Below are 20,496 nucleotides of genomic sequence, written 5' to 3'. Positions count from 1 at the left end.
GCGGACATGTCACTCAGGCGTGGTGAACCCGGTGTCGATGTCGTCGTCGGTGCGTTCCTCGCCCCCACCGGACGGCTGCTGCCCGGTGGCGGCCGTGGTGGACAAGCCCTGCAGGACCTGCCGCAGCTCAGAGGTGAGCGACCACAGCCGATCGAGGGGGACCTCCTCCAGAAGGGACTGCCTGGCGTCGACGACCAGCTGCCCCGCATGCTCCTTGTCGGGTGGCGCGATGGCGGACCCGAGCTCGTTGACGCGCCGTTCGACCTGGTCGGCGACGGCGCCGAGCTCGTTACGCGCATCGACCAACCCGCCGCGCAGATCATCCTCGTCCTGGTTCCGCCCCTCGCCCGCGATCATCCGGTCGACCTCCCCTACCTGGTCCATCTAGCCTCGAACACTGTACGTGGTCGAACTGTAACATTCCGCTATCAGACGGGACCTTCTGGGGCAGACCCCGTCGCGCGCCGATCGACCAGCGCGGCGGAATCGTCAGGCCCGCCTTCGCGCACGATCTGGGCGTGCCCCATCAGCCGGCGTCGACACGTCGAGTCGCCGGGAAACGGCAGGTCAGATCAGGGAAGGTCCATCCATTCCGGGCAGATCCACGGGTTTCAGGCATTGCTCGGCGGGCCATGAATACCTGGCAGGAAACAGTTGAAATCGGGTCGCAGGCGCCCACGAACAGCGGATTGCCGCCGGCATGGCGGCGCCTGGACCGGCGACCTCCCACCGGGGTGAGCTGACCTTCCGGGTCCCCGGGCCCCGACCGCACCGAGGACGTCGCGCGCATGCGGGACGCAACCGCGCGGCCTAGGAGAACTCGTCGATGACGCCCCAGGCTGGGCTCACGCGCCGCATGCGACCACAGGACACCCAGGAATGCAGGAGGTGCGAGCCATGACCGACCAGGACACGTCGAAACAGTCCACAGGCGATGCCGAAGCGCATCCGTCCCCGGAGTACCACCCGTACCACCACCCTGCGGCGGGCTGGGGAGCGGCCAGGAGCGTCTCACAGTTCCTCCTGCGGGAGCGTGAATTCGTGGAGGGCCCCCGCGCCATCCAGAAGATGAACCACGAGGGCGAGGGCTTCGACTGTCCCGGCTGCGCCTGGCCCGACGACCTCAAGGGGCTTCGCCTGGACATCTGCGAGAACGGGATCAAGCACGTCACCTGGGAGATGACCCACAAGCGGGTCGGCCCCGCGTTCTTCGCCGCCCACACGGTCAGCGAGCTGTCCACCTGGAGTGACGCGGAGCTGGAGGACCAGGGCCGCCTGACGCACCCGATGACGTATGAGGCGACCTCGGACACATACGTGCCGATCTCGTGGCAGGACGCGTTCGCGCTGGTCGGGCAGAGGCTGCGTGAGCTCGACGATCCGAACCAGGCCGCGTACTACACCTCCGGGCGCCTCGGAAACGAAGCGACCTTCCTCTACCAGCTCATGGCGCGCGAGCTGGGGACCAACAATCTCCCTGACTGCTCCAACATGTGTCACGAAGCCAGCGGCCGTGCGCTGCAGGCAGCGCTGGGCACGGGCAAGGGCACAGCCGATCTCAAGGACTGGGAGGTCACCGACGCGTTGTTCATCCTCGGGGTCAACGCCGCCTCCAACGCCCCCAGGATGCTGACCGCGCTGACCGAGGCGCACAAGCGCGGCGCCCAGATCGTGCACATCAACCCGATCGTCGAAGCCGGAGCAAGACGTGCGATCATCCCGCACGACTTCGTGGACATGGCGCTGTTCAGGGCCACCCGCACCAGCACCCTGAACCTGCAGCCGCGGATCGGCGGCGACATGGCCCTGCTGCGCGGTATGGCGAAGGCCGTCTTCGCGGAGGCCGAAACCGACCCCAAGGCACTCGACAGGGAGTTCATCGAACGTCACACCGCGGGGTTCGAGGCCTACCAAGCCCTGTGCGAATCCACCCCATGGGAGGAGATCGAACGGCAGAGCGGCATCAGCCGCGCAAAGATCCAGAAGGCCGCACGCGTCTACTGTGAGGCCGACCGGAGCATCTTCAGCTGGTGCCTAGGAATCACCCAGCACGAGCACGGCGTCGACACCGTCCGTGAAATCGTCAACCTGCTGCTGCTGCGTGGCAACCTGGGCCGGGAGGGAGCCGGCCCCTCGCCGGTGCGAGGCCACAGCAACGTCCAGGGAAACCGTACGTGTGGCATCGATCATCGCCCGTCCCCGGACTTCCTTGCCCGGTTGGCCGCCGTCTGCGCCATCGACCCGCCCCAGGAGCACGGTCTGGACACCGTGCGGGCCATCGAGGCGATGCATCGCGGCCAGGTCAAGGTGTTCGTCGGCATGGGCGGGAACTTCGCCCTCGCCGCCCCTGACACGCCCTATACCGCCGAGGCTCTGCGCCAGTGCGACCTGACCGTGCACGTGAGCACCAAACTCAACCGCAGCCATCTCGTGCACGGCCGCCAGGCGCTCATCCTGCCGTGCCTGGGCCGCACAGAAAAGGACGTCCAGCGAGCCGGCCTTCAGTCGACCTCGGTTGAGGACTCCATGAGCATGGTGCACCTGTCCGTCGGCATGAAACGACCCGCCTCGCCTCACCTGCTCTCCGAACCGGCGATCATCGCCGGCATGGCCCGCGCCGCCCTGCCGGACAGCACCACGCCCTGGGAGTGGTACGTCGAGGACTACGACCGCATCCGTGACACCATGGCCAAGGTCCTGGACGGATTCGAGGACTTCAATCGCCGTGTGCGCCTGCCTCTGGGATTCCGTATCCGCCAGCCGGCCCGCGAGCTGGTGTTTCTCACACCTTCACAGCGCGCGGAATTCTCCACGGCGGAGCTCACCGACGTGGTCCCGGTGAACGGCACGCTCAAGCTGGGCACGATGCGGTCCCACGACCAATGGAACACCAGCATCTACTCGGACAATGACCGCTACCGCGGCATCAAGAACCTGCGAACGCTGATCTTCATGAACGCCGACGACATGCGCGAACGCGGTCTGAAGCTGTTCGACGAGGTCGACATCACCAGCACGGCCAAGGACGGGACCACCCGCAGCGTGTACGGCTACAAAGCGGTTCCGTACGGCATTCCGCGCGGATGCGCCGCCGGCTACATGCCGGAGATGAACGTGCTCTGCGCCATCGGCGACTACAGCACCCAGAGCGATCAACCGCTCATGAAGAACGTCACCATCATGGTTCGACCTTCCGGTTCCGCGTCGACGATCTGATGCGCCGCACGACACCCCGAAGGGCTACCGCACGGGCGGGGGTTGGGGGGCCCTACTCCAGCCGTAGCCTTTCTCGCCGCCGTGGATCCGGCAGGCCAGTTCCTCATCGGACGTCAGCGCGACAGCATCGAGTTCCGGCACTCCTCGCCTGAGGGCTTTGCAGATACGGTGCCATCCGTCGATGATCATCGGCCCCTCGCCGTTGGGCACGGGTACCGCGATCAACGGCTCATCGAGCTCCACGTTCGGTACGTGATCCGCGTTGATACCGATCAGTCGTGCCATGGCCGCCCATGCGGCTACCTCCACCCGGGTGTCCGGGACGCGCCCGACTGCGAGCTTCTTGGCTGCGCTGACATCCCACTGCCAGGCCATGAACTGGAACCTCTCCACCTGCGAGATATCGGCCGCGGCGGCGTCAGCGGGCTGGTGTGGTTGCGGGTCGATGTCGGTCGAACCGGTTTCCTGAGCTTTTACGTCCTTGCCTCCGTGGTGCCGCTGTGGGCACTGAGTCGCTCCGCGGAGGCGGCCGGCGCGGGACGCTCGGCCTGGATGACAATGTCTCGTTCGCCCTGTCCGATGTGCCGTTCCTCCTCGACGACCTCGACCGGAGAGACGGGAACGGGCGGGGGCGAGGTCGGAAGACGGGCGGTGTCGAGGAACGCTCATAGCGGTCGTGTCCCTTTCTGTCAGTGATATCGCCTAACTCGTGGATGTGGATGCGCGTTCATGTCGGCTGCTCGGTCATCGTCCAGCCACCGAGGTGGTCGACGCGGTCGGCTCCGCGATGACCCAGCCTCGCCGGCCCCAGGCTGGGTCGAGCCTTCTCGTGCCGGCCGCTCCCGCGCCGGTTTCGCCGGCCGCCACGCCTTCGAGGCAGCCGCCGCCCCTGCCCACGATCGAACCCCGCACCGATTAGCGGCCCAGACCGAAATTTAACAGCCGCACGAAAGCATCTATTCCCAGGGCCATCGTCGCTTCACTGGCCGCGGGCCCGCTGAAAATGTCTGCGGCGTGATGCAACGCTTTCGCCCCTTGAGTCGTCTGGGTCGCGACAAGCGAGGAAGGACGACCATTGGATGACGCACCCGGCTTCGACGACTTCGTGGCCGAGCAGACGGATGCGCTGCTCCGCTACGGATACGTCCTGACCGGCAACCCTCACGACGCCGCCGATCTGGTCCAAGAAGCCCTCGTACGGCTGCGTGGCGCCTGGCCGAGGGTGCGGCGAAAGGACAATCCGCACAGCTATGCGCGGACCACGATGGCGCGGCTGCACATCAGCGTCTGGCGACGGCGCAGGCGTGAGCATCTCGCCGGTGAGGTGCCGGAGCGGGCCAGCCACGCGCTCTTTCCCTCCGACGAGGACCAAGGCCTGTGGCAGGAGCTGACCGCGCTGCCCCGCAGGCAGCGCGCCGTACTGGTGCTGCGCTACTACGAGCAGCTCACCGACGCCGAGATCGCCAAGGTGCTCGGCATATCTGCGGGGACCGTGCGCAGTCAGGCCTCCCGGGGCCTGGACAAGCTGCGCTCCTCCCTCCTTCCCTCCTCACCGGTGACTCACGGGAGCGCGCGATGAACGATCTCGAAGACAAGCTGAGCCGCGTTCTCGCCGGGGCGGCGGACCAGGCGCCGCAGGCGTCGACCGGGCTGAGTGCGGCGGTCGAGGCGGGCCATCGCCGGCGGCGGGCGCGCACCACCGCTGCACTCGCCGCCGCGGCCATCATCATGGTGATCGGCGGAGCGGGCACGATGGTGAACGCCTTGCGCACGTCCGCCGCCCCGCCGCCCGCCGTGAGCGCGACGGAACCCGCCGAGCGCAGGAGCGACAGGGCGGAGCCGCCGGTGGACAAGATCCCGCCGCCCATCGAGGAGGTGTGGCCGCAGGCTGTACACAAGATCCCGGCCAAGCTGCCCGACGGTCGTACGTACCATCCGCAACTGCTCCTCGACGAGCACACGCTGCTGGTCATGACGGGGGCTTTCAGTAGGACGGGGCGCTACGAGGGGGACCGCCAGTTCCTGTGGAGCTTCGACCTGAACAGCGGCAAGCCCCGGCAGATCGCCGAAATCCCCCCGACGAAGAACTCGATGATCGTCGCCGACGGCGTCGCCGCAGGGGGCGGGAACATCGTCTGGTGGGCGTCGTACAAGGAGGCAGGCAAGCAGCGGGTCGCCCGCATCTGGACGGTGCCGGCCAGCGGTGGCACGCCACGGCTGGTGACCGAGGTTCCCCTGGACAACGTCATGAAAAAGGGTCACATCGACGGACTGAGCGTCGTGGGCTCCGACGTGGTCTTCGCGTACGAGAAGGGTGGTGTCTACCGGGTGCCGCTGAGCGGGGGCCGACAGCAGCCGGTGAAGGGCGCCGAGCGGCACCACATTCTGGAGTGGCCGTGGGTGGGCGCCCACCGGCGGGACGCCGTTTTCCGCGAACTGCTCAACGTCGAGACCGGTGAACGGCGCGTCGCCGTGGTCAATGCCGACGAACGGGTCAGGTGCGGCATCGACCGGTGCTCAGGCGCGGTCATCCGCAAGCACGTCGTACGCAAGAAGGGCCGCGCATTCACGTGGGAGGAGATCCTGCGCACGTTCGTCCGCGACCGCGACGGTTCACGGGAACGCGAGCTGCCAGTCGGCTCTCGTCCAGGCGATGACGCCGGCCTCGAACGGTTCTTCAAGGTCATTCTCAACGGCCCGGACATGATGCAGGCCGTGGGCCTCTACGACGTGGACACCGGCAAATCCGCCGACCTCGGCGTACGGTCGGATGCCCGGGGGCAGATGGCAGAGCCCGACGGCGGCCTCGACCGGCTGATGGCCTACCCGGTCGGGGACAAGATGTATGTCGTGGATCTGGCCGCGATCGAATAGGTCAGAGGCGTGGGCCACGATCAAGCGGTCCACCGCCCCCATGTCGCCGGCGCAACCGTTCGTCTTTGTCCGGGACGAGGGCGGCGGCATGAGCCAGCGCGATGTGAACATCGCCCATTCGCGCAGACAAGATCCTGGCGCGGCGGCGGCCCCGGCCTGGCGAGGGGACCCACAGGAACTGACCTTGATCGGCTGTGTTAGGACATCCGATCCGCGGCGGGGGCGTCAGGGGGTCCATCGCGCGCGGAGCACGCCATCGGGGTCGGGCAGTACCGCAGCCATCAGCGGATCACGCTCGTCCTCGAGACAGGAAAGGATCATCACCGCGCGGACTCCTGGCAGCATGGCGGGCAGTGCCGGATAGTCGGCTTCGTCGAGTGTCAGGCTGGTGACACGCCCTTGAGCGTTCTGCCAGACGATCTCGCTGAGGCCTTCGTGAAGGCCGGCAAGGGCTGCGTCCACATCCGCTGACAGATCGGGCCAGACCGCCAACCTAGCCCGGGGGGCGAGCCGGGCCTGTATCCCGGCAATCTCATCGAGGGTGATCCGGTGCCAGCGTGAGGCGTTCTGGACATAGCCCTCCTCCAGCACTGCCGCGCCGCGCTTGCTGACCAGCGCCTCCAGTTCGGCCCAGAATGCCGCGTCGGCGGGGCGCCGCCCCGCGCGATCGTCCTCATCAAGGTGCGGGTCATACGGTGACTGGCTGATCGGCTCGGCGAAGAGCCCTCGCTGGTGAGTGAACTCCACCGCGCGCGGGCATGGCAGGGCGCTGCCGACATACACGTACTGGTCGTAACCGACGTGGACGAAGAAGCGGTCCTCAGCCTCCAGGCGGCACCAGGCACCGTTGTCGCGCAGCATCGCCCGAACCAGTTCCAAGGCGACGGCCATCGGCACCTGCGCGCCGTCGTGGTAGCCGGTCAGGTCGGGCGGGAACAATCCGACCAGGCCATGACCGTCGATCGGCGGTTCCACACCGAAGCTGACCAAGCCGGTCACCTCCGGGTCCCGGATCGCGAGGTGGGTGACCCCGGTCTCTTGGGCGAAAGCGGCTACGGCTGCCAGGTAGGCCGCTTCGACCGGACCGTGGTCGTCGTGCACATCCTCAGGACCGACGTAGTGGCCGTGCTCGTCGCGATCCACCGGGTCATACTTGGTGACTTGGTAGACGTGCAGACCCATGTCGGTTCCGCCGCCTACAGGACGGATCTGAGGTGCGGATTCCGGTGGTTCAGAAGCGGCTGCGGGGACATTCATCGCCCCATCCTGGCGAAGGTCCGGTCTTACGGCCAATGCTCAATCTTTCCTTGTCCGGGGCCGCCGATCAGCGGGTTGGTCCGGTTCCGGACTTCCATCACGGCGGGAATGCCAGGAGTTCGCCGTAGAGCACGCCCTTTGCCGACCGTGGTACAGCATCCGGTTGAAGGCATTGCACAGCGCGCTGGGGACAGGAGGCCGATCGCGGCTGCGGCCGCAGAAATTACATCCATGCCGTTAAAGCCGCATGGGAGTATGCGTGAAGGATGCCGCCGAGCCGGTCTCGTCGGCGCATGTTCAGGTCGACGAGGTAACGACGAAAAGGCGCCGGAAAGGAAGACTTCCGGCGCCTCTTCATTTCCTTTCCCAACAGTTTTCAAGCATTTCGTTTGTTCGTCCTTTGTCAGCGGCGGCTGCTGCCATTGGCTGCGCCGTTGGCGCTGCCAACGCCATCGAGCTGGACAACGAGGGCGGATGTGCTGGCGGTGGACCTGGCCACGGTGTCGGCGCCGGCGGACTGGGCCGCCACTGCCACGGGTGCGATGAGAGCGAAGGCCGCTACTGTGCCGACTGCGAGAAGGTTCTTCAGCTTGGTCATTGAGATCACTCCACGTCGAATCAATTGTGCCCCCGGGCGAGACCCGGGCCGATTTCCCGGAACTGCGATGAATCCGGTCGTGCGATGATGAAGCTTTCAACCATCTGGCCAGGTGCATACCTTTGACATGTGGAACACCTGTGCATCGGTCAGCGTCGAAGCCGTCCACGGCGCTGCTCGGGTCGGTGACGAAACCGTCGTGAACGGGCCGCGCTCAGAGGACAGAGCCATGCGTGATCACGTTCGCGGCTCGAACACGAACGGGACGAGCTAGCCGCTGAACTCCTTGCCGAAGTCGTAGGTACGCCAGCGCTCGGGCCGCACGCGGACGGTGACCATCGTCCGCACGAAATCCTTGATGTTGTCGAAGAACCGCTCGCCCGCCTCGGAGCCGAGGTAGCGAATCGACCACTTGCGGTACTCATCCACATCGGTTGGCTCATAACCCACGACGGGACCTTCAATGGAGACGTACTTGTACGGCATCGCCTCCTGTTGCGCCGTGAATCCGATCTGGCCCGCTTCGCGGATCAGGGCCATCTTCACGCTGTCAGGGCTCGTGGCGAACGTGATCTCACCGCCGGGCTCGTAGCCGTACCAGATGGGCACCGCCATGGGCGGCCGCCCGTCCGAACCCGCCACGCTCAGCACCCCGATGTGCGTCTCGGCCAGGAAGCTCTCCCGCTCAGCCGTGGTCATCCTCGTCGACATGATCTGCTCCTCAGGTCCGGTTCGTGCCTTCACCCTGCCGGGGTCCGCTGTTGGTCGACTGACGGTTCGCTGGGGGTAGACGTCTGCACTCGCACAGCACCTGTTAGGCCGCCCCGGCGAGCCTCTCCCGCCGGGCCTCGAGCCCGAACTCGATCGCCAGGGCGCCAGACATCCAGGTGACCGCGACCCAGGTCTCCTCGATCGAGGAGATCCCCATCAGGGCCGAGTGATCGCGGACGCGACTGAGCCGCTCGACGGCTGAGGCACCTGCGTGTCGCAGGCGGATCACGGCCACCGATCGACGGCTGGGGTACTACAGCGCGGAGAGCACGCGTTCCAGGCCCCAGCGGAACTGCTCGGTGGAGACGTAGGCGGCGATGGCGTCGGCCGCGGCGTGCGTGCGCGGGAAGGCCGCGGGGTCGACGGCGAAGGCGGCCCTGCGGGCGGCGATCCGCTCGGCTTCCGGCGCGACCGGGCTCCCGGTTTCCGCCGCCTCCAGCGCGATCGAGCCCAGGACGTAGACCATGACGGTGTAGGCGGCGCGCGGGTCGGGCAGGGCGCCCAGCAGGCTCTCGCCGACGCGCAGCGCGACCGGTCCGTTGAACGCCGCGCCCAGGATGGCGGGCACGGCCGCCGGATGACGCATCAGCACCTCGCGCAGGTTCAGCGCGAACGCGACGATCCGTTCCGCGGGGCTGCCCGAGCCGTGCTCGAGCAGGTCGAGGTCGGCCTGGCCCAGCAGCCGGTCGGCCAGCGCGGTCACGATCGCGGCCCGGTCAGGGAAGTAGGTGTAGAGCGCCCCGGGCGTCAGGCCCAGCCGGGCGGCCAGGGCCCTCATGGTGAGCGCGCCCGCGTCAAGGAGCTCCAGGGCGGCGTCCAGCACGGTCTCGGTGTTCACCGAGCGCTGCGGTCCTCTCTTCACAAGGAAACCCTATACGGTGTTTAATGTTAAACACCGTTCAGAGTTAGGAGCTTCCATGAGATGGACCTTGATCGCCGGCGTGCTCGCCGCCAACCTCGCCTTCGTCGGGCTGGGCGCGGTCTTCGGCTACCCCGGCGTGCTCGCCGAGCCTCCCGCCCGCATCCTGGCCGCGTTCGCCGCCGACCAGGCCGCGATCAGTGCCTGGTTCCTGCTGCTCGCCCTGGGCGCCGCGGCCCTCGTCCCGTCCGCGGTCCTGCTCGGGCGGCGCCTCCCGCCCGGCCCCGCCGCCACCTTGTCGGTGCACGCGGGTGTGCTGGCCGGCCTCGTCCAGGCGCTGGGGCTGCTGCGCTGGCCGTTCGCGGTGCCCGCCCTGGTCGACGCGGCGGACCCGCGCAGCGCGCAGACCGTCTTCGCCGCGCTCCACGGATATCTGGGCACCGGAATCGGCGAGACCCTGGGCTACCTGCTCACCGCGGCCTGGACGCTGCTGGTCCTGGCCGCCCTCCCTCGGCCGCCGCGCTGGTTCGCCGCGCTGGGCGCCGCCTCGGCCCTGGCGGTCGCGGCCGGTGTCCTGGTCCCGCTCGGGCTGCGCGGCGCCGACCTGGCCAACTTCGTCGGCTACCTCGCCTGGAGCGCCTGGGCGATCTGCCTGGCCATCCGGTACGGCCGACGGGTCCCGGCACCCGTGTGACGGTCACGTGGCGAAGCGTCTACCACTGCTGTCCGAGGGATGCGCCCCAGGCCAGGGAGGTGGCACCGTTCTCGGCACCCCCAGGCTCGACGAGGATCCGCGCCGCGGCGAGATAGGCGGCCAGCAGGCCTTCCGCGACCGCCGCCACGCTCTCGTCCGCGGGCAGAAACGTGGGAGCATGCAGCCCCGCCGTCGTGTCGGTGCCGACGAAGAGCATCAGCGACGGCACCTCGGCGGCGAAGTAGGCGAAGTCGTCGGCGCCGCACGACCGGAGCGGCGCCGACACCGTGTGGCCGAAGCCGCCGAGCAGCGCGGCGGCCTCGGCGGCGAGGCGGGCGTCGTTCACCAGCACCGGCTCGCCACGGAGGATCCGCACCTCGGCCTCGCACCCGTGCGCCTTGGCGACACCCTCCGCGACCGCGCGAAAACGTTCGTGAAGCTGGGCCCGCCAGGACTCCGACATCGTCCTGAGCGTGCCCCGGGTGACGGCCTCACCCGGGATGGCGTTGGGCGCGGTGCCCGCCTCAAGCGTCCCGAAGGTGACCACGGTGCCCACCATCGGGTCGGCGTCGCGGCTGACGAGCTGCTGCGCGGCCACGATGATCTGGGCAAGCGCCGGTATCGGGTCCCTGGTCAGATGCGGGTAGGCGGCGTGCCCGCCGCTGCCCCTGACGATGAGTGTGAACTCGTCGGCGCAGGCGTTGACCGGGCCGGGGGTGCAGGCCACCGTTCCGCCGCCGAGCACGGGCTGGACGTGCGCGGCGACCATGGCCCGCACCTGGTGCGCGGCGAGCGCGCCCGACTCGACGATGTCGAGCGCGCCCGACGGGTAGGTCTCCTCGCGCGGCTGCAGCACCGCGATCAGCGGCGCGGGACCGCCGGTCCTGTCGACCGCCCTGGCCAGCGCGACCAACGCGGCGAGGTGGACGTCGTGACCGCAGGCGTGCATGGCACCGTTGGCGGCCGCCCAGGGCACCCCCGTCTGTTCCGTGATCGGCAGGGCGTCGAGCTCGCCGCGCACGCCGACCGCGGGGCCGTCGCCGCCGATGCGGACCAGGGCGCCGGTGCCGGCCACCGGATCCGGCGCCGCCGCGGCGGGCAGGGCGTCGAGCACCTGCTTGAGGGTCGGCCCTTCCTGCCCGGACACGCACGGCTCGGCGTGCAGCCTGCGCCGCAGCTCGCAGGCCGCGGGGAGCTCGGCGCGCAGCGCGGCGAGCAGGCGTTCGCGCGTCTCGCTCGGGGTGCGCTCGATCCGATCCGTCACGCGTCGTCTCCCAGGCGGTAGACGCGACGCGCGTTGTCCTCGCCGATCATGGTGGCCACCCGGACCGCCTGGGCCGGCGACCACTCCCCGCCGGCCACGAAACCGCCAAGGACACGGGTCATCGCCCGGCGCCACAGCAACGCTCCCAGGTGGTGCAGCTCGGCCGGGCCCCAGGCGTCGGAGGAGAAGAGAATCTTGGCGAACGGCGCCAGCTCCAGGCTCTCCGCCACGACGGCCACGCTGCGCGCTCCGGTGTAGTTCACTCCGAGGCCCACGTCGAAGTAGACGTTGGGGTAGACCTGGGCGAGGTAGCCCGCGTTGCGGTGGAACGGATAGCAGTGCAGCAGGAGCAGAGGTACGCCGCTGGGCTCGGCCCGCTCGATGAGCCCCCGCAACAGCAGTGGGTCTGAGCGGTGCAGGTCGACGTCAGGATCTCCGTAGCCGATGTGGAACTGCAGCGGCAGCCCGCGCTCGATCCCGGTCCAGATCAGGTGACGCAGCAGCACCGGATCGTCGACCCGGACCGTCGCGGTCTCCTCGATCGCCCGCAGCCATCGCCCCGCCGCCGCCGTGACCTCGGCGGGGGTGGGCGGGCTCGGGTCGAGATCGAGCCCGTGGCGGTAGGCGACGATCGTCTTGAGACCGCGGGCCGTACGGCTGCGCTTCCACAGCAGTTCGGCGAAGCGCGCGGCGAACCCGGCCGCGCTGACACCCTCGGACACCACCTGCTCGGCCACCGCCTCCAAGCGCACGACCTCCTCGGCGGGCCGCCCGGTGACCTCGGCCATGCCGGAGGTGCCGAGGATCTCGTCGCCGCGATAGCCGGTCTCCACAAGGAAGTGGCCGATCCCGCTCGCGGTGAGCAGCCGCCTGTTCACCTCCGCGGCTCCGAGCTCGGCACGCCGCGCCATATACGCGTCGGGCGGCGCGTGCGGGTCGAGACCCAGCACGGGCGCGCAGTGCCGCAGGATCGCGAAGCCGATCTGGGAGTCGAACTGACTCATCCAGCCGGGTACCGGCCGGTCCGACTCGGTGATGAGCTCCTCGAACTCCGCCCTGGACAGGTCGTTGCCCGAGGCGCCGTGGACATGGTGGTCCACCAGCGCGATGGCCTCGATCGACTGATCGAGAGACTCAGAAGACATCAGCGATCCTCCGGCAGCTTTCCACGTCGTCCAGGCCGTCGAGCGCTCGCGATTCCGTCCGCTTGACCGACAGGTACGTGTCGATGAGGTCGGGCGCGAACAGGCCGCGCACGACCTGGTCGGCCTCGAGGGCGTCGAGCGCCTCGTCCTGCGACTTCGGCAGCGGCGGCACGGCCGCGAGCTCCGCCTCGGTCACCGACTCCGGCCAGACGACCGGCTCAGGGTAGCCGCGGCGGATCCCCTCCAGGCCGGCCCTGAGCAGGACGCCGAGCGCGAGCCATGGGTTGGCGGTCGCGTCGGCCGCGCGGAACTCGACGTTGAACTCGTCTCCCGAACCAGGGCAGATGCGCAGCATCGCCTCCCTGTTCCGCTCGGCGAGGAACACCCCGCCCGCGCTCCACCGGTGTGGGGTGAGGCGCAGGAACGACACCGGGCTCGCCGCGGTCACCGCGGTGAGCGCGGCGGCGTGCCGCAGGATTCCCGCACAGAACCTGGCGGCCGGCTCCGACAGGCCTCCCGGCCTGCCGGGGTCGTGCATGGCCCCGCCCTTGAACGACAGGTGGATGTGCACGCCGTTGCCGCTGCCCTCTGGGTGCAGGATGGGCGCGAAGCAGGCGCGCAGCCCGCGCCGCCTGGCGAGGTCGCGGACGAGCTCTCGCAGCAGCACGGCCTGGTCGGCGGCGGCGAGGGCGTCGGTGGGGGCGAGCGTGATCTCGTGCTGTGCCTCGCCGTACTCGGGCAGCCAGGTCTCGGGCGCGAACCCGTTCCGTTCGAGGAGCGCCACCAGATCGGAGCCGAACGGCTCCGCGGCCCTGTATCTCTCGAAGGAGAACGGCCCTGTGGAGTCCGGCGATCGCGGCCCGGTCAGAGTGAATTCGTGCTCGAACGAGGCCACCGGGACGAGTCCCAGCTCCGCCCGCAGTTCCTCGACGGCGTCGGCGAGGAAGGCGCGGGGGCAGCACTCCCACGGCGTGCCGTCCGGCAGCGTCTGCCCGGCCAGGTACAGCCGCGTCCCCGGCACGTCGCCGTCGGCCGGGATGTCGGCGCGCGTGGCAGGGGCGGGCAGCAGCCGCAGGTCGCCCGTCGAGCCGAACGGATTCTCGGCGATGGTCCCGAAGCAGGTCAGAGCCAGGTCGGCGGGCACCCAGCCGGTGCCGCCGCGTAGCACCGCGGCCTCTCTGGAGGCGGGTACGGCACGGCCGCGCGTGTGCCCGGCCAGGTCGCAGGTCGCGATGAAGACGTTCATGCCGTCCTTCCCGCCCCGGCGACCGCCTGCTCCTCGGGACGGGCCAGCTCGGCGCTGAGGCCCTCCCCGATCCGACCGGCCAGGCCGGGAGCGGCCAGTACGACGGCCAGGCCGACCAGGCACCAGGCCGCGGCGATCCACGGGAAGTAGCTGAGTGGGCTGTCCTGCCCCGCCGACTGGTTGTAGAAGACGAAGCACAGGTAGGCGATGGCCAGCACCGGGATCGCGATCTCGCGCTTCGGGATCCCGCCGCGCCCGTTCACGATGAACGCGACGACACCCGCCCCCGCGACGGCATAGGCCACCAGCAGGCAGAGCACGCCGAGGGTGGCGAACCAGTAGTAGGCGTCGAAGGCGCTCACTCCGCCCAGGTCGAGGAACACGTCGGCGAGCGCGGCCACGGCGAGAGCGACGACCAGCGAGACGGAGGGCACCCCCGTTCGCGGATCGGTGCGGGCCAGGACGCGTGGGCCGAAGCCGTCACGGGAGAGCGCGAACAGCAGCCGGCTCGCCGCCGCCGACGAGCTGATGGAGGCCGCGAACGCCGACGCCATCGCGGTGAAGGCGATCACGAGGGAGAACCAGGTGCCGACGTAGGCCTCGGCGAGGGCGGACAGCGACGACTCCGCCCCGGCGAAGGCGGACACCCCGCGCTCGCCGGTGCCGAAGCCGATGGTTTGGGCGAACATCACGAAGACGTACAGCACACCGGTCAGCAGCACGCTGCCGGCCAGGGCACGCGGGATGTTGCGGCGCGGGTCGGCGGTCTCCTCGCCGAGCGACGCGCACGCCTCGAATCCGGCCCAGGACAGGAACGCGAACACGGTGGCGGTCATCACCGCCCCCACGGTGGTGCCCTCCATACCGAAGACCGACAGGTCGAGCGTCTGACCGCCGGGCGCGGTGCCCGCCCCCGCGCGGGCCACGATGATCGCGCTAAGCACGAGCATGCCGAGGATACCGACACCTTCGACGAGCAGCAGCGTGCGAGCCGTCACGCGGGATTCGCGGGAGTTGACCACCCAGACACCCGCGGCCGTCACGACCGCCACGGCGAACCAGGGCACGCTCCAGGACAGGCCGAGAGCGGACACGAAGGCTTCGGTGAACACCGCCGTGGCGGCCAGCGTGCACACGGCGAAGAACAGGTAGGTGCCGAGCAGGGCGAATCCGCCGAAGAATCCGGCACGGGGGCCGAGGGTCACTCCGGCCAGCGCGTAGACCGAGCCCGCGTGGTTGAAATGGCGCGTCAGCCGGACGAATCCATAGGCGACCAACGCCACGCCGATCAGGCCCAGGACGAAGACGAGCGGCACCGCCTTGCCCACCGTGCCCGCCACACCCGCGCCGTTGAGCGCCATGGCGAGTGTGGGACCCATGAGCCCGACGGACAGAGCGAGCGCTTCCCACAGTCGTAGTTTGCGAGGCGGGCGCAGTTGTTCCGGCATGGCACCTCCCGAGAGGGGGCGGAGACGGGCCGGCGGTCGCGCGGCCCACTTCCCAGCATGAAATAGAACATTCATGATGCCCGTCAAGAGTCAGGTTTGAAATTTTTGTTTCACTAGTCCATCGTGACGTGCCCCGCGATCTCTTCGACCTGCCGCAGGCGGGTCTCGCCGGCCTCGCCCAGCCGCTGGGTCACGCCCGCGACCACCGTCTCGACCTGTGCCATCGCAGGGACGAGGCTGTCGAACGGGCTCGGCGCCTCGACGCGGGCCGGGATGACGAGGTCGGCGACGTCCGAAGCGGGTGACAGCCAGGGATCGGTGAAGAGCACGATCTTGGCGCCCCGATCGTGCACGCGCCGCGCGAACTCCACGATGTCTCGCTGGTAGCGGCGATAGTCGAACACCACGACCACGTCCCGGCGTCCCGCGTCCGCACAGAACGCCGCCATGTTCTCCGGCCGCGCGTCGAGCACCCTTGTCGCCGGGCGGAGCAGCCTCAGGTGCATGTCCAGATACTCGGCGAGGATGTGCGAGTAGCGGCCGCCGATCAGTGTGATCCGCCGCGTCGTGTCCGCCAGCAGCGCGAGGACCTCGCCGAGTTCGGCGTCGGACAGCGCGGCGAACGACTCCTCCAGCCGCTGACGGAAGGCCGCCGCCGCTGACAGCCTCAGAACCCCCTCCCCCACCTGCTGACCGAGCGTGAGCGGCGACGCCCGCCGGGCCTCGATCTCCTCCCGCAGCGCCTGCTGGAACGCCCGGTAGCCGGCGAAGCCCAGTCCGGCCACGAACCGCACGACCGTCGGCGCGCTCACCCCCGCGCGCTTGGCCAGCCGCGCGGCCGTCTCCAGCCCGGCCGCCGGATAGTTGGCCAGAAGGACCCGGGCGACCTGCCGCTCTCCCGGTGACGCGTCCGCGAGGCTCCGTCTCACCCGCTCCGCGACCGAGACGAACACCTCCGCGCTCTCTTCAGTCATCGACGCCTCTCGATCAGGGTTGTCCCGCCCATCATTCTCTTAGCGCACGCCGACCGGTGGACATCCCCGCGCTCTTCTCTCACCCGGAGACGGTGTTCCATGCGTGTTCCGGATCTCGCGCTGAGGGAGGCGACAGGATGAAGCAGCTGCGGCCTCCGCTCCGATACCCGGTGAGCCGATGGTGAGGAACGAGAAACCGGATCGTCGACCGCGCCTTGCCACCACTCGCGGGCGATCGTGAGCCGGAACTCCTGAGAAACCGTCCATCGGCTTGGGGTCGCGGCTCCTGAGTGAGGCGGCATCAGCAGTGGCATGCCTGCGCCCAGGCAGGCGCTGAGCACGGTGACGCCGCCGACCGCCCGCCCGCCAGATCGGGGTGATCCTGGCCTACACCACCCCAGCGGGGCGGACGCTGCTGGATCGACGGCTCCACCTGCCCGAGCACACATGGCCGGCCGAGGCCGCGGCGCGGGGTGGCCGACCGGCACCGGAACCGCTACCGCGCCGGGCAGGGCGCCACGTGCCCGCGCTGGTATGCCTGGGCTCGGGCTCGCATCGATGAAGCGCGGCCCAGTGGTATCGGCGGCCGCGTTACCTCACGAGACCGTTCGGTTGTCCAGCTCGTCCAGGAATCGCTCCACGATGCCGGTATCCCGCACGTCCACCTCCAATGACTCCCCAATGACGCGGCCCGCCAGGTCGGTCGACAGACGGCCGATCTCCGGGCGGAGTTGGGCGAACGCCGCCTGCCTGTCAGCCTCGATCTGGGCGTGCGCCGTCCCGATGAGGTGGCGAGCCTGCGCCTGCGCCTGCGCGCGGAGCTCAGCCCCGATCTGCGCGCCCTGCTCGCGGGCCTCCTCCCGCAGCAGCGCCGCGTCGCGCCGGGCCACTTCCAGTCGCTCGCGGTATTGCCGCTCCAGATTCCGAGCCTCGGCGCGGGCCTCCTCTGCCCTCATCATTCCGCCGTCAATCGCGTCGGCCCGCTCGGCCAGCGTCTTCTGTATGCGCGGTACGAGCAGTTTGCCGATGACGAACAGGGTGACGAGGAACATGACGAGTCCGATAACGGGCTCGGAGTAGTTGTCCGGGAAGAGGGGGTTCACGAATGGACCTTTCGTCAGCGGGATTGCCAGAGGCCCACGCGCGGCGAATTGCCGGCGCGCACATCGAGGTCAGCATCTCGAAGAGGAACACATCTAAAGCCAACGCCTTGGTCGTGAACAAGACGAGCCTGAAAGCGCTCGTACACGTAGTACATCTAATATATCTACCAGCGCGTACGTGGCACTGCGCCGCTGATCGTGATACCGCCGCCCGGGGTGCCATTGATGCTGAAGGAACCGCCAACCGATGTCATCGCAGCCCGCATCACAGCGATCCCAAAGCCAGGACGAAGCGTCTCGAACCTTTGTCCGTCGTCACTGATCGTCAGCCTCAAGCCGGACATGCTGACCGTGATGACGACAGAGACAGTGCGAGCCTGGCCGTATTTTTCGATATTGGATAAGGCCTCGGTGATGCAGACGGAGACCGCCGCCATCACGTGGGCCGGTACGATTTCATCTGGAAGCGCCCATATCTCTACGTTGACTCCAGCATCCCTGGACCACTGCGTCAAGTATTGAGCAAGAGACTCTCGGGAGAGCACTTCATTACCCAGCATTACCTTGGCCCGCTCGGCCATCAATCATCTCCATAGAAAACGCGACTCGCGTATGGCGGTCGCCCCACCCTCGTCAGGGCAGGCTCAGCTCAGGGTCCTGCCGAAATGGGCGGCGGCGATATCTGCGGCGAGCATCAACCACGAGCGGCTGGGGCACTACCCACGTGCCGTCCACCACCTGATACAAGCCGGGACTTGAACCCCGATCCATGGATTATGAGTCGGCTGGATCGGTGCCGCCCAGTGTCATTGTGGATAGCTGTGGCCGGGGTTCTCCCCGCTGTCGTGTCGGCCTGTACAGCCTCCGCAGGACCAGGATGAGATGCCGTCACCATGCCGGTTGCCGTCATGCTGATCCTGACGTGGATGCGGGTCGCCTCTCCGGCTGGCACGCGGGCAACCGTCGCACCTGACGGGGCTGCGCCTGCGTCTCACCCGTCGACGAGACCGAGGCCATCGTCCTGCAGTGGGACCCGCCACCGTTAGAGACAGGCAACAGGGCAGGCGTCCCATGCCGCTAGGGTGTCGCGAAAAACGGAGATCATCTTGTCGCGATCAGCCCAGCTCGCTTGGGCGGCCGCCCTGGCCGCCGCCGCGTACCCGACCTGGGACGCCTGGCAGATCGAGTACGGGTCCTCCTATGCCGTCCTCGGCTGCGTGGGGTTCTTTGACGGAGGCGGCTTCGGCCTCGCCAGACTTGCGTCGGCCCCTCTGGGGGACGCCTACGACATCGCGAATGCGGCCGTCCTGTGCGGCGTGCCCTCGGTCCTCGTCCTCACGGGGTACCTCATGTCGGCTGCCACCGGGAACGGGGCCATCGTCGGCCGCCGCGTGGCCGGCCTGCTCGCCCTCCTTGCGATCGTCGGACCGGCCAGCCCTTCCTATATGCATGAGGACGGGTGCTCGACGATCCCCGTACTCAGCGGCGAGTGGTTCGCGACCGTGCTGAGAGCCTATGGGCCTGCGCACTCGGCCCTCCTGGTCTCCGCGTCGCTGGTGCTGCTGGCCACCAGGACGGCGAGGGAAACCTGGCCCAGTGGGTTCCCCGGCCGCCGGGGAGCGGCGTTGGCCATCGACTACGTGATTTTCGTCGCCTTCCTGGGCCTGTTCGAGGGGCGGCTCAGCAGATGGGACTACGGTCTCCTGAACTGGTTCAGGGTCAACGAAGCGGCATCGCTGCTTGCCGCCGCGGCCGCGTTCCTTTACGTCCTGACGGGACGGACGTTCGGCAAGCGGCTCATGCGCCTCCGCGTCGTCTCCGCCGACACCGGCCACTGGCCGGGCTGGCGCAGGGCCGCGGTCCGCGCGCTCGTCTTCCCGGTCCTCGTCTGCGTGTCACAGTTCGGGCTGGTCGTGCTCTTGGTGGACGGGCTGTGGGCGGTGGTCGACCCGGCCGCTCGCACTCTGCGCGACCGTCTCGCCGGCACCCAGGTCGTTCGCGACCTGCTGTGAGGCGCTCAGGTGGAGGCGCCCTCGTGATCGGATGCTCCTCGCCGACGACTTGCCGGCCACGTGATCGGATTTCAACTGCCTCCGAACCCGCGTCATATCCCTGATCTCCGTCAGTCGTGACGAACGCAAACGGGCCGCCGGAGGCCGGCGAGGAGCTTGTAGCGGTGTTTCACTTCCTTTCGGTGAAGGTTCGTGCGGGAAGCTGTGGCGATCGCCGCAGCCGGTCGTCAGGGCGGCCTAGGAGGCGGGAGTGAGGTTGACGACCGCCTTGGCGGGGTTGGGGAAGGTGAAGGTGGCCCGGCACGTCCCCGCGTTGGTGTAGGCGAAGTTCGAGAAGCCGGCGCTGACCAGGCTGGTGCCGTAGAACTTCAGTTCCCGCCCGTCGGGGGAGATGGTGATCTTCGCCGGGTCGGTGCGCTCCACCTTGAAGATGCCGATACCGGTCATGTAGGCATCGCCCTGCTGCTCGGCCGACTTAGCGGTCCCGTCGGGGTTGAGCTGGACGAGGATGTCCCAGTTCTCGTTCTGCAGCCCGCCGCCCCAGGCGATGCAGGTGAGCTTGACGGGCTCGGGCGCCTCCTGGGCGGTGTCGGCGAGCGCGGCCCGGGCGGGCAGGGCGAGGGCCGCTGCCGCGATGGTCAGGGCGGCGATGCGCTGAAGAGATCTCACTGCATGACTCCTGTCGGGTCGAGGTGGTGCGCCGTGATGGCGTGAGATCACTTTCGGAAGGCCGGTGCCGTGTCCACCACCCGTGGACAGCGCATGCGGACAACGACCGGACACCCGCCGGGCCTGGACAGCGGCCGACGAGCGAGAAGGGAGCGAAGGCGGGTGTGTCTGATCGTGATGATCCGGCAGACCCAGGATGGGCGTGGACATCAGCCAGGATCAGCCTCCGGGAGAGGGGTCCCGGCGGTCATGGCTGTGAATCCTATGAGGGTTCGAGGCCCTTCCCCAAGGTCAGGGTCAGTGTTCCGAATGCCGCCGGCCGTACCCCTTGATCGACAACGGAACGGCCAGTGGCGTCAGCAGGCC

The 20,496-nt window shown here is 68.8% G+C and carries 19 protein-coding genes and 1 pseudogene; 6 read left to right on the top strand and 14 right to left on the bottom strand.

Annotation, left to right across the window (positions count from 1 at the left end; genetic code table 11):
• Positions 1 to 9: 9 nt before the first annotated feature.
• Positions 10 to 384, bottom strand: coding sequence for a hypothetical protein (locus AC3EO4_RS26600; RefSeq protein ID WP_431898382.1), 375 nt, complete (start codon positions 382 to 384; stop codon positions 10 to 12).
• Positions 385 to 897: 513 nt separating this feature from the next.
• Here AC3EO4_RS26600 and AC3EO4_RS26595 point away from each other — a divergent pair.
• Complete coding sequence (locus AC3EO4_RS26595) at positions 898 to 3,216, top strand: FdhF/YdeP family oxidoreductase (RefSeq protein ID WP_431898381.1); 2,319 nt, start codon at positions 898 to 900, stop codon at positions 3,214 to 3,216.
• 24 nt (positions 3,217 to 3,240) lie between these two features.
• On the opposite strand, the gene AC3EO4_RS26590 is transcribed toward AC3EO4_RS26595, so the two are convergent.
• A complete protein-coding gene (locus AC3EO4_RS26590) occupies positions 3,241 to 3,591 on the bottom strand; it encodes a hypothetical protein (RefSeq protein ID WP_431898380.1) in 351 nt (116 codons plus the stop codon).
• A 700-nt stretch (positions 3,592 to 4,291) separates the two neighbouring features.
• Between AC3EO4_RS26590 and AC3EO4_RS26585 the strand changes: the two genes are divergently transcribed.
• The gene (locus AC3EO4_RS26585) at positions 4,292 to 4,795 is read left to right on the top strand and encodes a SigE family RNA polymerase sigma factor (protein ID WP_379580154.1); all 504 of its coding nucleotides are present in this window, start codon (positions 4,292 to 4,294) and stop codon (positions 4,793 to 4,795) included.
• The gene (locus AC3EO4_RS26580; protein ID WP_431898378.1) at positions 4,792 to 6,090 is read left to right on the top strand and encodes a TolB family protein; all 1,299 of its coding nucleotides are present in this window, start codon (positions 4,792 to 4,794) and stop codon (positions 6,088 to 6,090) included. Before AC3EO4_RS26585 ends, AC3EO4_RS26580 begins: the two co-directional genes overlap by 4 nt.
• Before the next feature lie 225 nt (positions 6,091 to 6,315).
• Here the strand turns inward: AC3EO4_RS26580 and AC3EO4_RS26575 are convergent, their stop codons facing one another.
• The 4 genes from AC3EO4_RS26575 to AC3EO4_RS26560 form a co-directional block, all read right to left on the bottom strand.
• Positions 6,316 to 7,272, bottom strand: a complete 957-nt coding sequence (locus AC3EO4_RS26575) for an RNA-binding protein (RefSeq protein WP_379580158.1) — start codon at positions 7,270 to 7,272, stop codon at positions 6,316 to 6,318.
• Positions 7,273 to 7,750: 478 nt separating this feature from the next.
• On the bottom strand, positions 7,751 to 7,945 hold the full coding sequence (locus tag AC3EO4_RS26570) for a hypothetical protein (protein WP_431898377.1): 195 nt from the start codon (positions 7,943 to 7,945) through the stop codon (positions 7,751 to 7,753).
• A gap of 270 nt (positions 7,946 to 8,215) precedes the next feature.
• Positions 8,216 to 8,656 carry a pyridoxamine 5'-phosphate oxidase family protein gene (locus AC3EO4_RS26565; protein ID WP_379580162.1) on the bottom strand — a complete coding sequence of 147 codons (441 nt, stop codon included), beginning with the start codon at positions 8,654 to 8,656 and terminating at the stop codon, positions 8,216 to 8,218.
• A 313-nt stretch (positions 8,657 to 8,969) separates the two neighbouring features.
• A complete protein-coding gene (locus AC3EO4_RS26560) occupies positions 8,970 to 9,578 on the bottom strand; it encodes a TetR/AcrR family transcriptional regulator (RefSeq protein ID WP_431898376.1) in 609 nt (202 codons plus the stop codon).
• A gap of 55 nt (positions 9,579 to 9,633) precedes the next feature.
• Here AC3EO4_RS26560 and AC3EO4_RS26555 point away from each other — a divergent pair, with 55 nt between their 5' ends.
• Positions 9,634 to 10,269 (top strand): DUF4386 family protein, encoded by a 636-nt coding sequence (locus tag AC3EO4_RS26555; RefSeq protein WP_379580166.1) that lies wholly within the window; start codon positions 9,634 to 9,636, stop codon positions 10,267 to 10,269.
• A 19-nt stretch (positions 10,270 to 10,288) separates the two neighbouring features.
• On the opposite strand, the gene AC3EO4_RS26550 is transcribed toward AC3EO4_RS26555, so the two are convergent.
• From AC3EO4_RS26550 to AC3EO4_RS26530, 5 genes are all read right to left on the bottom strand, one after another.
• The gene (locus AC3EO4_RS26550; protein WP_431898375.1) at positions 10,289 to 11,533 is read right to left on the bottom strand and encodes a M20 metallopeptidase family protein; all 1,245 of its coding nucleotides are present in this window, start codon (positions 11,531 to 11,533) and stop codon (positions 10,289 to 10,291) included.
• Positions 11,530 to 12,678, bottom strand: a complete 1,149-nt coding sequence (locus AC3EO4_RS26545; protein WP_431898374.1) for an amidohydrolase family protein — start codon at positions 12,676 to 12,678, stop codon at positions 11,530 to 11,532. Before AC3EO4_RS26545 ends, AC3EO4_RS26550 begins: the two co-directional genes overlap by 4 nt.
• Entirely contained in the window at positions 12,668 to 13,924 is a 1,257-nt protein-coding gene (locus AC3EO4_RS26540; protein ID WP_431898373.1) for a type I glutamate--ammonia ligase, read from the bottom strand. The genes AC3EO4_RS26545 and AC3EO4_RS26540 overlap by 11 nt, the downstream gene beginning before the upstream one ends.
• Positions 13,921 to 15,372 carry an APC family permease gene (locus tag AC3EO4_RS26535; protein WP_431898372.1) on the bottom strand — a complete coding sequence of 484 codons (1,452 nt, stop codon included), beginning with the start codon at positions 15,370 to 15,372 and terminating at the stop codon, positions 13,921 to 13,923. The genes AC3EO4_RS26540 and AC3EO4_RS26535 overlap by 4 nt, the downstream gene beginning before the upstream one ends.
• Positions 15,373 to 15,485: 113 nt before the next feature.
• On the bottom strand, positions 15,486 to 16,346 hold the full coding sequence (locus tag AC3EO4_RS26530) for a MurR/RpiR family transcriptional regulator (RefSeq protein ID WP_431898370.1): 861 nt from the start codon (positions 16,344 to 16,346) through the stop codon (positions 15,486 to 15,488).
• A gap of 367 nt (positions 16,347 to 16,713) precedes the next feature.
• Between AC3EO4_RS26530 and AC3EO4_RS26525 the strand changes: the two are divergent.
• A pseudogene (locus tag AC3EO4_RS26525) lies at positions 16,714 to 16,924 on the top strand (hypothetical protein); the annotation flags it as partial.
• Between the two features lie 18 nt (positions 16,925 to 16,942).
• Here AC3EO4_RS26525 and AC3EO4_RS26520 read toward each other — a convergent pair.
• Together AC3EO4_RS26520 and AC3EO4_RS26515 are read right to left on the bottom strand one after the other, a co-directional pair.
• A complete protein-coding gene (locus AC3EO4_RS26520) occupies positions 16,943 to 17,449 on the bottom strand; it encodes a F0F1 ATP synthase subunit B (protein ID WP_431898369.1) in 507 nt (168 codons plus the stop codon).
• Positions 17,450 to 17,613: 164 nt separating this feature from the next.
• Positions 17,614 to 18,030 (bottom strand): sensor histidine kinase, encoded by a 417-nt coding sequence (locus AC3EO4_RS26515; RefSeq protein ID WP_431898368.1) that lies wholly within the window; start codon positions 18,028 to 18,030, stop codon positions 17,614 to 17,616.
• A 525-nt stretch (positions 18,031 to 18,555) separates the two neighbouring features.
• Here AC3EO4_RS26515 and AC3EO4_RS26510 point away from each other — a divergent pair.
• Positions 18,556 to 19,461 carry an RDD family protein gene (locus AC3EO4_RS26510; protein WP_379580183.1) on the top strand — a complete coding sequence of 302 codons (906 nt, stop codon included), beginning with the start codon at positions 18,556 to 18,558 and terminating at the stop codon, positions 19,459 to 19,461.
• Positions 19,462 to 19,698: 237 nt separating this feature from the next.
• Here AC3EO4_RS26510 and AC3EO4_RS26505 read toward each other — a convergent pair whose 3' ends face one another.
• The gene (locus AC3EO4_RS26505) at positions 19,699 to 20,130 is read right to left on the bottom strand and encodes a hypothetical protein (protein ID WP_379580185.1); all 432 of its coding nucleotides are present in this window, start codon (positions 20,128 to 20,130) and stop codon (positions 19,699 to 19,701) included.
• Positions 20,131 to 20,496: the final 366 nt, after the last annotated feature.

Source organism: Nonomuraea sp. bgisy101 (genome assembly GCF_057708945.1).
The sequence above is the reverse complement of the archived record's forward strand: the minus strand, read 5'-3'. Positions and strand labels throughout refer to the sequence as shown.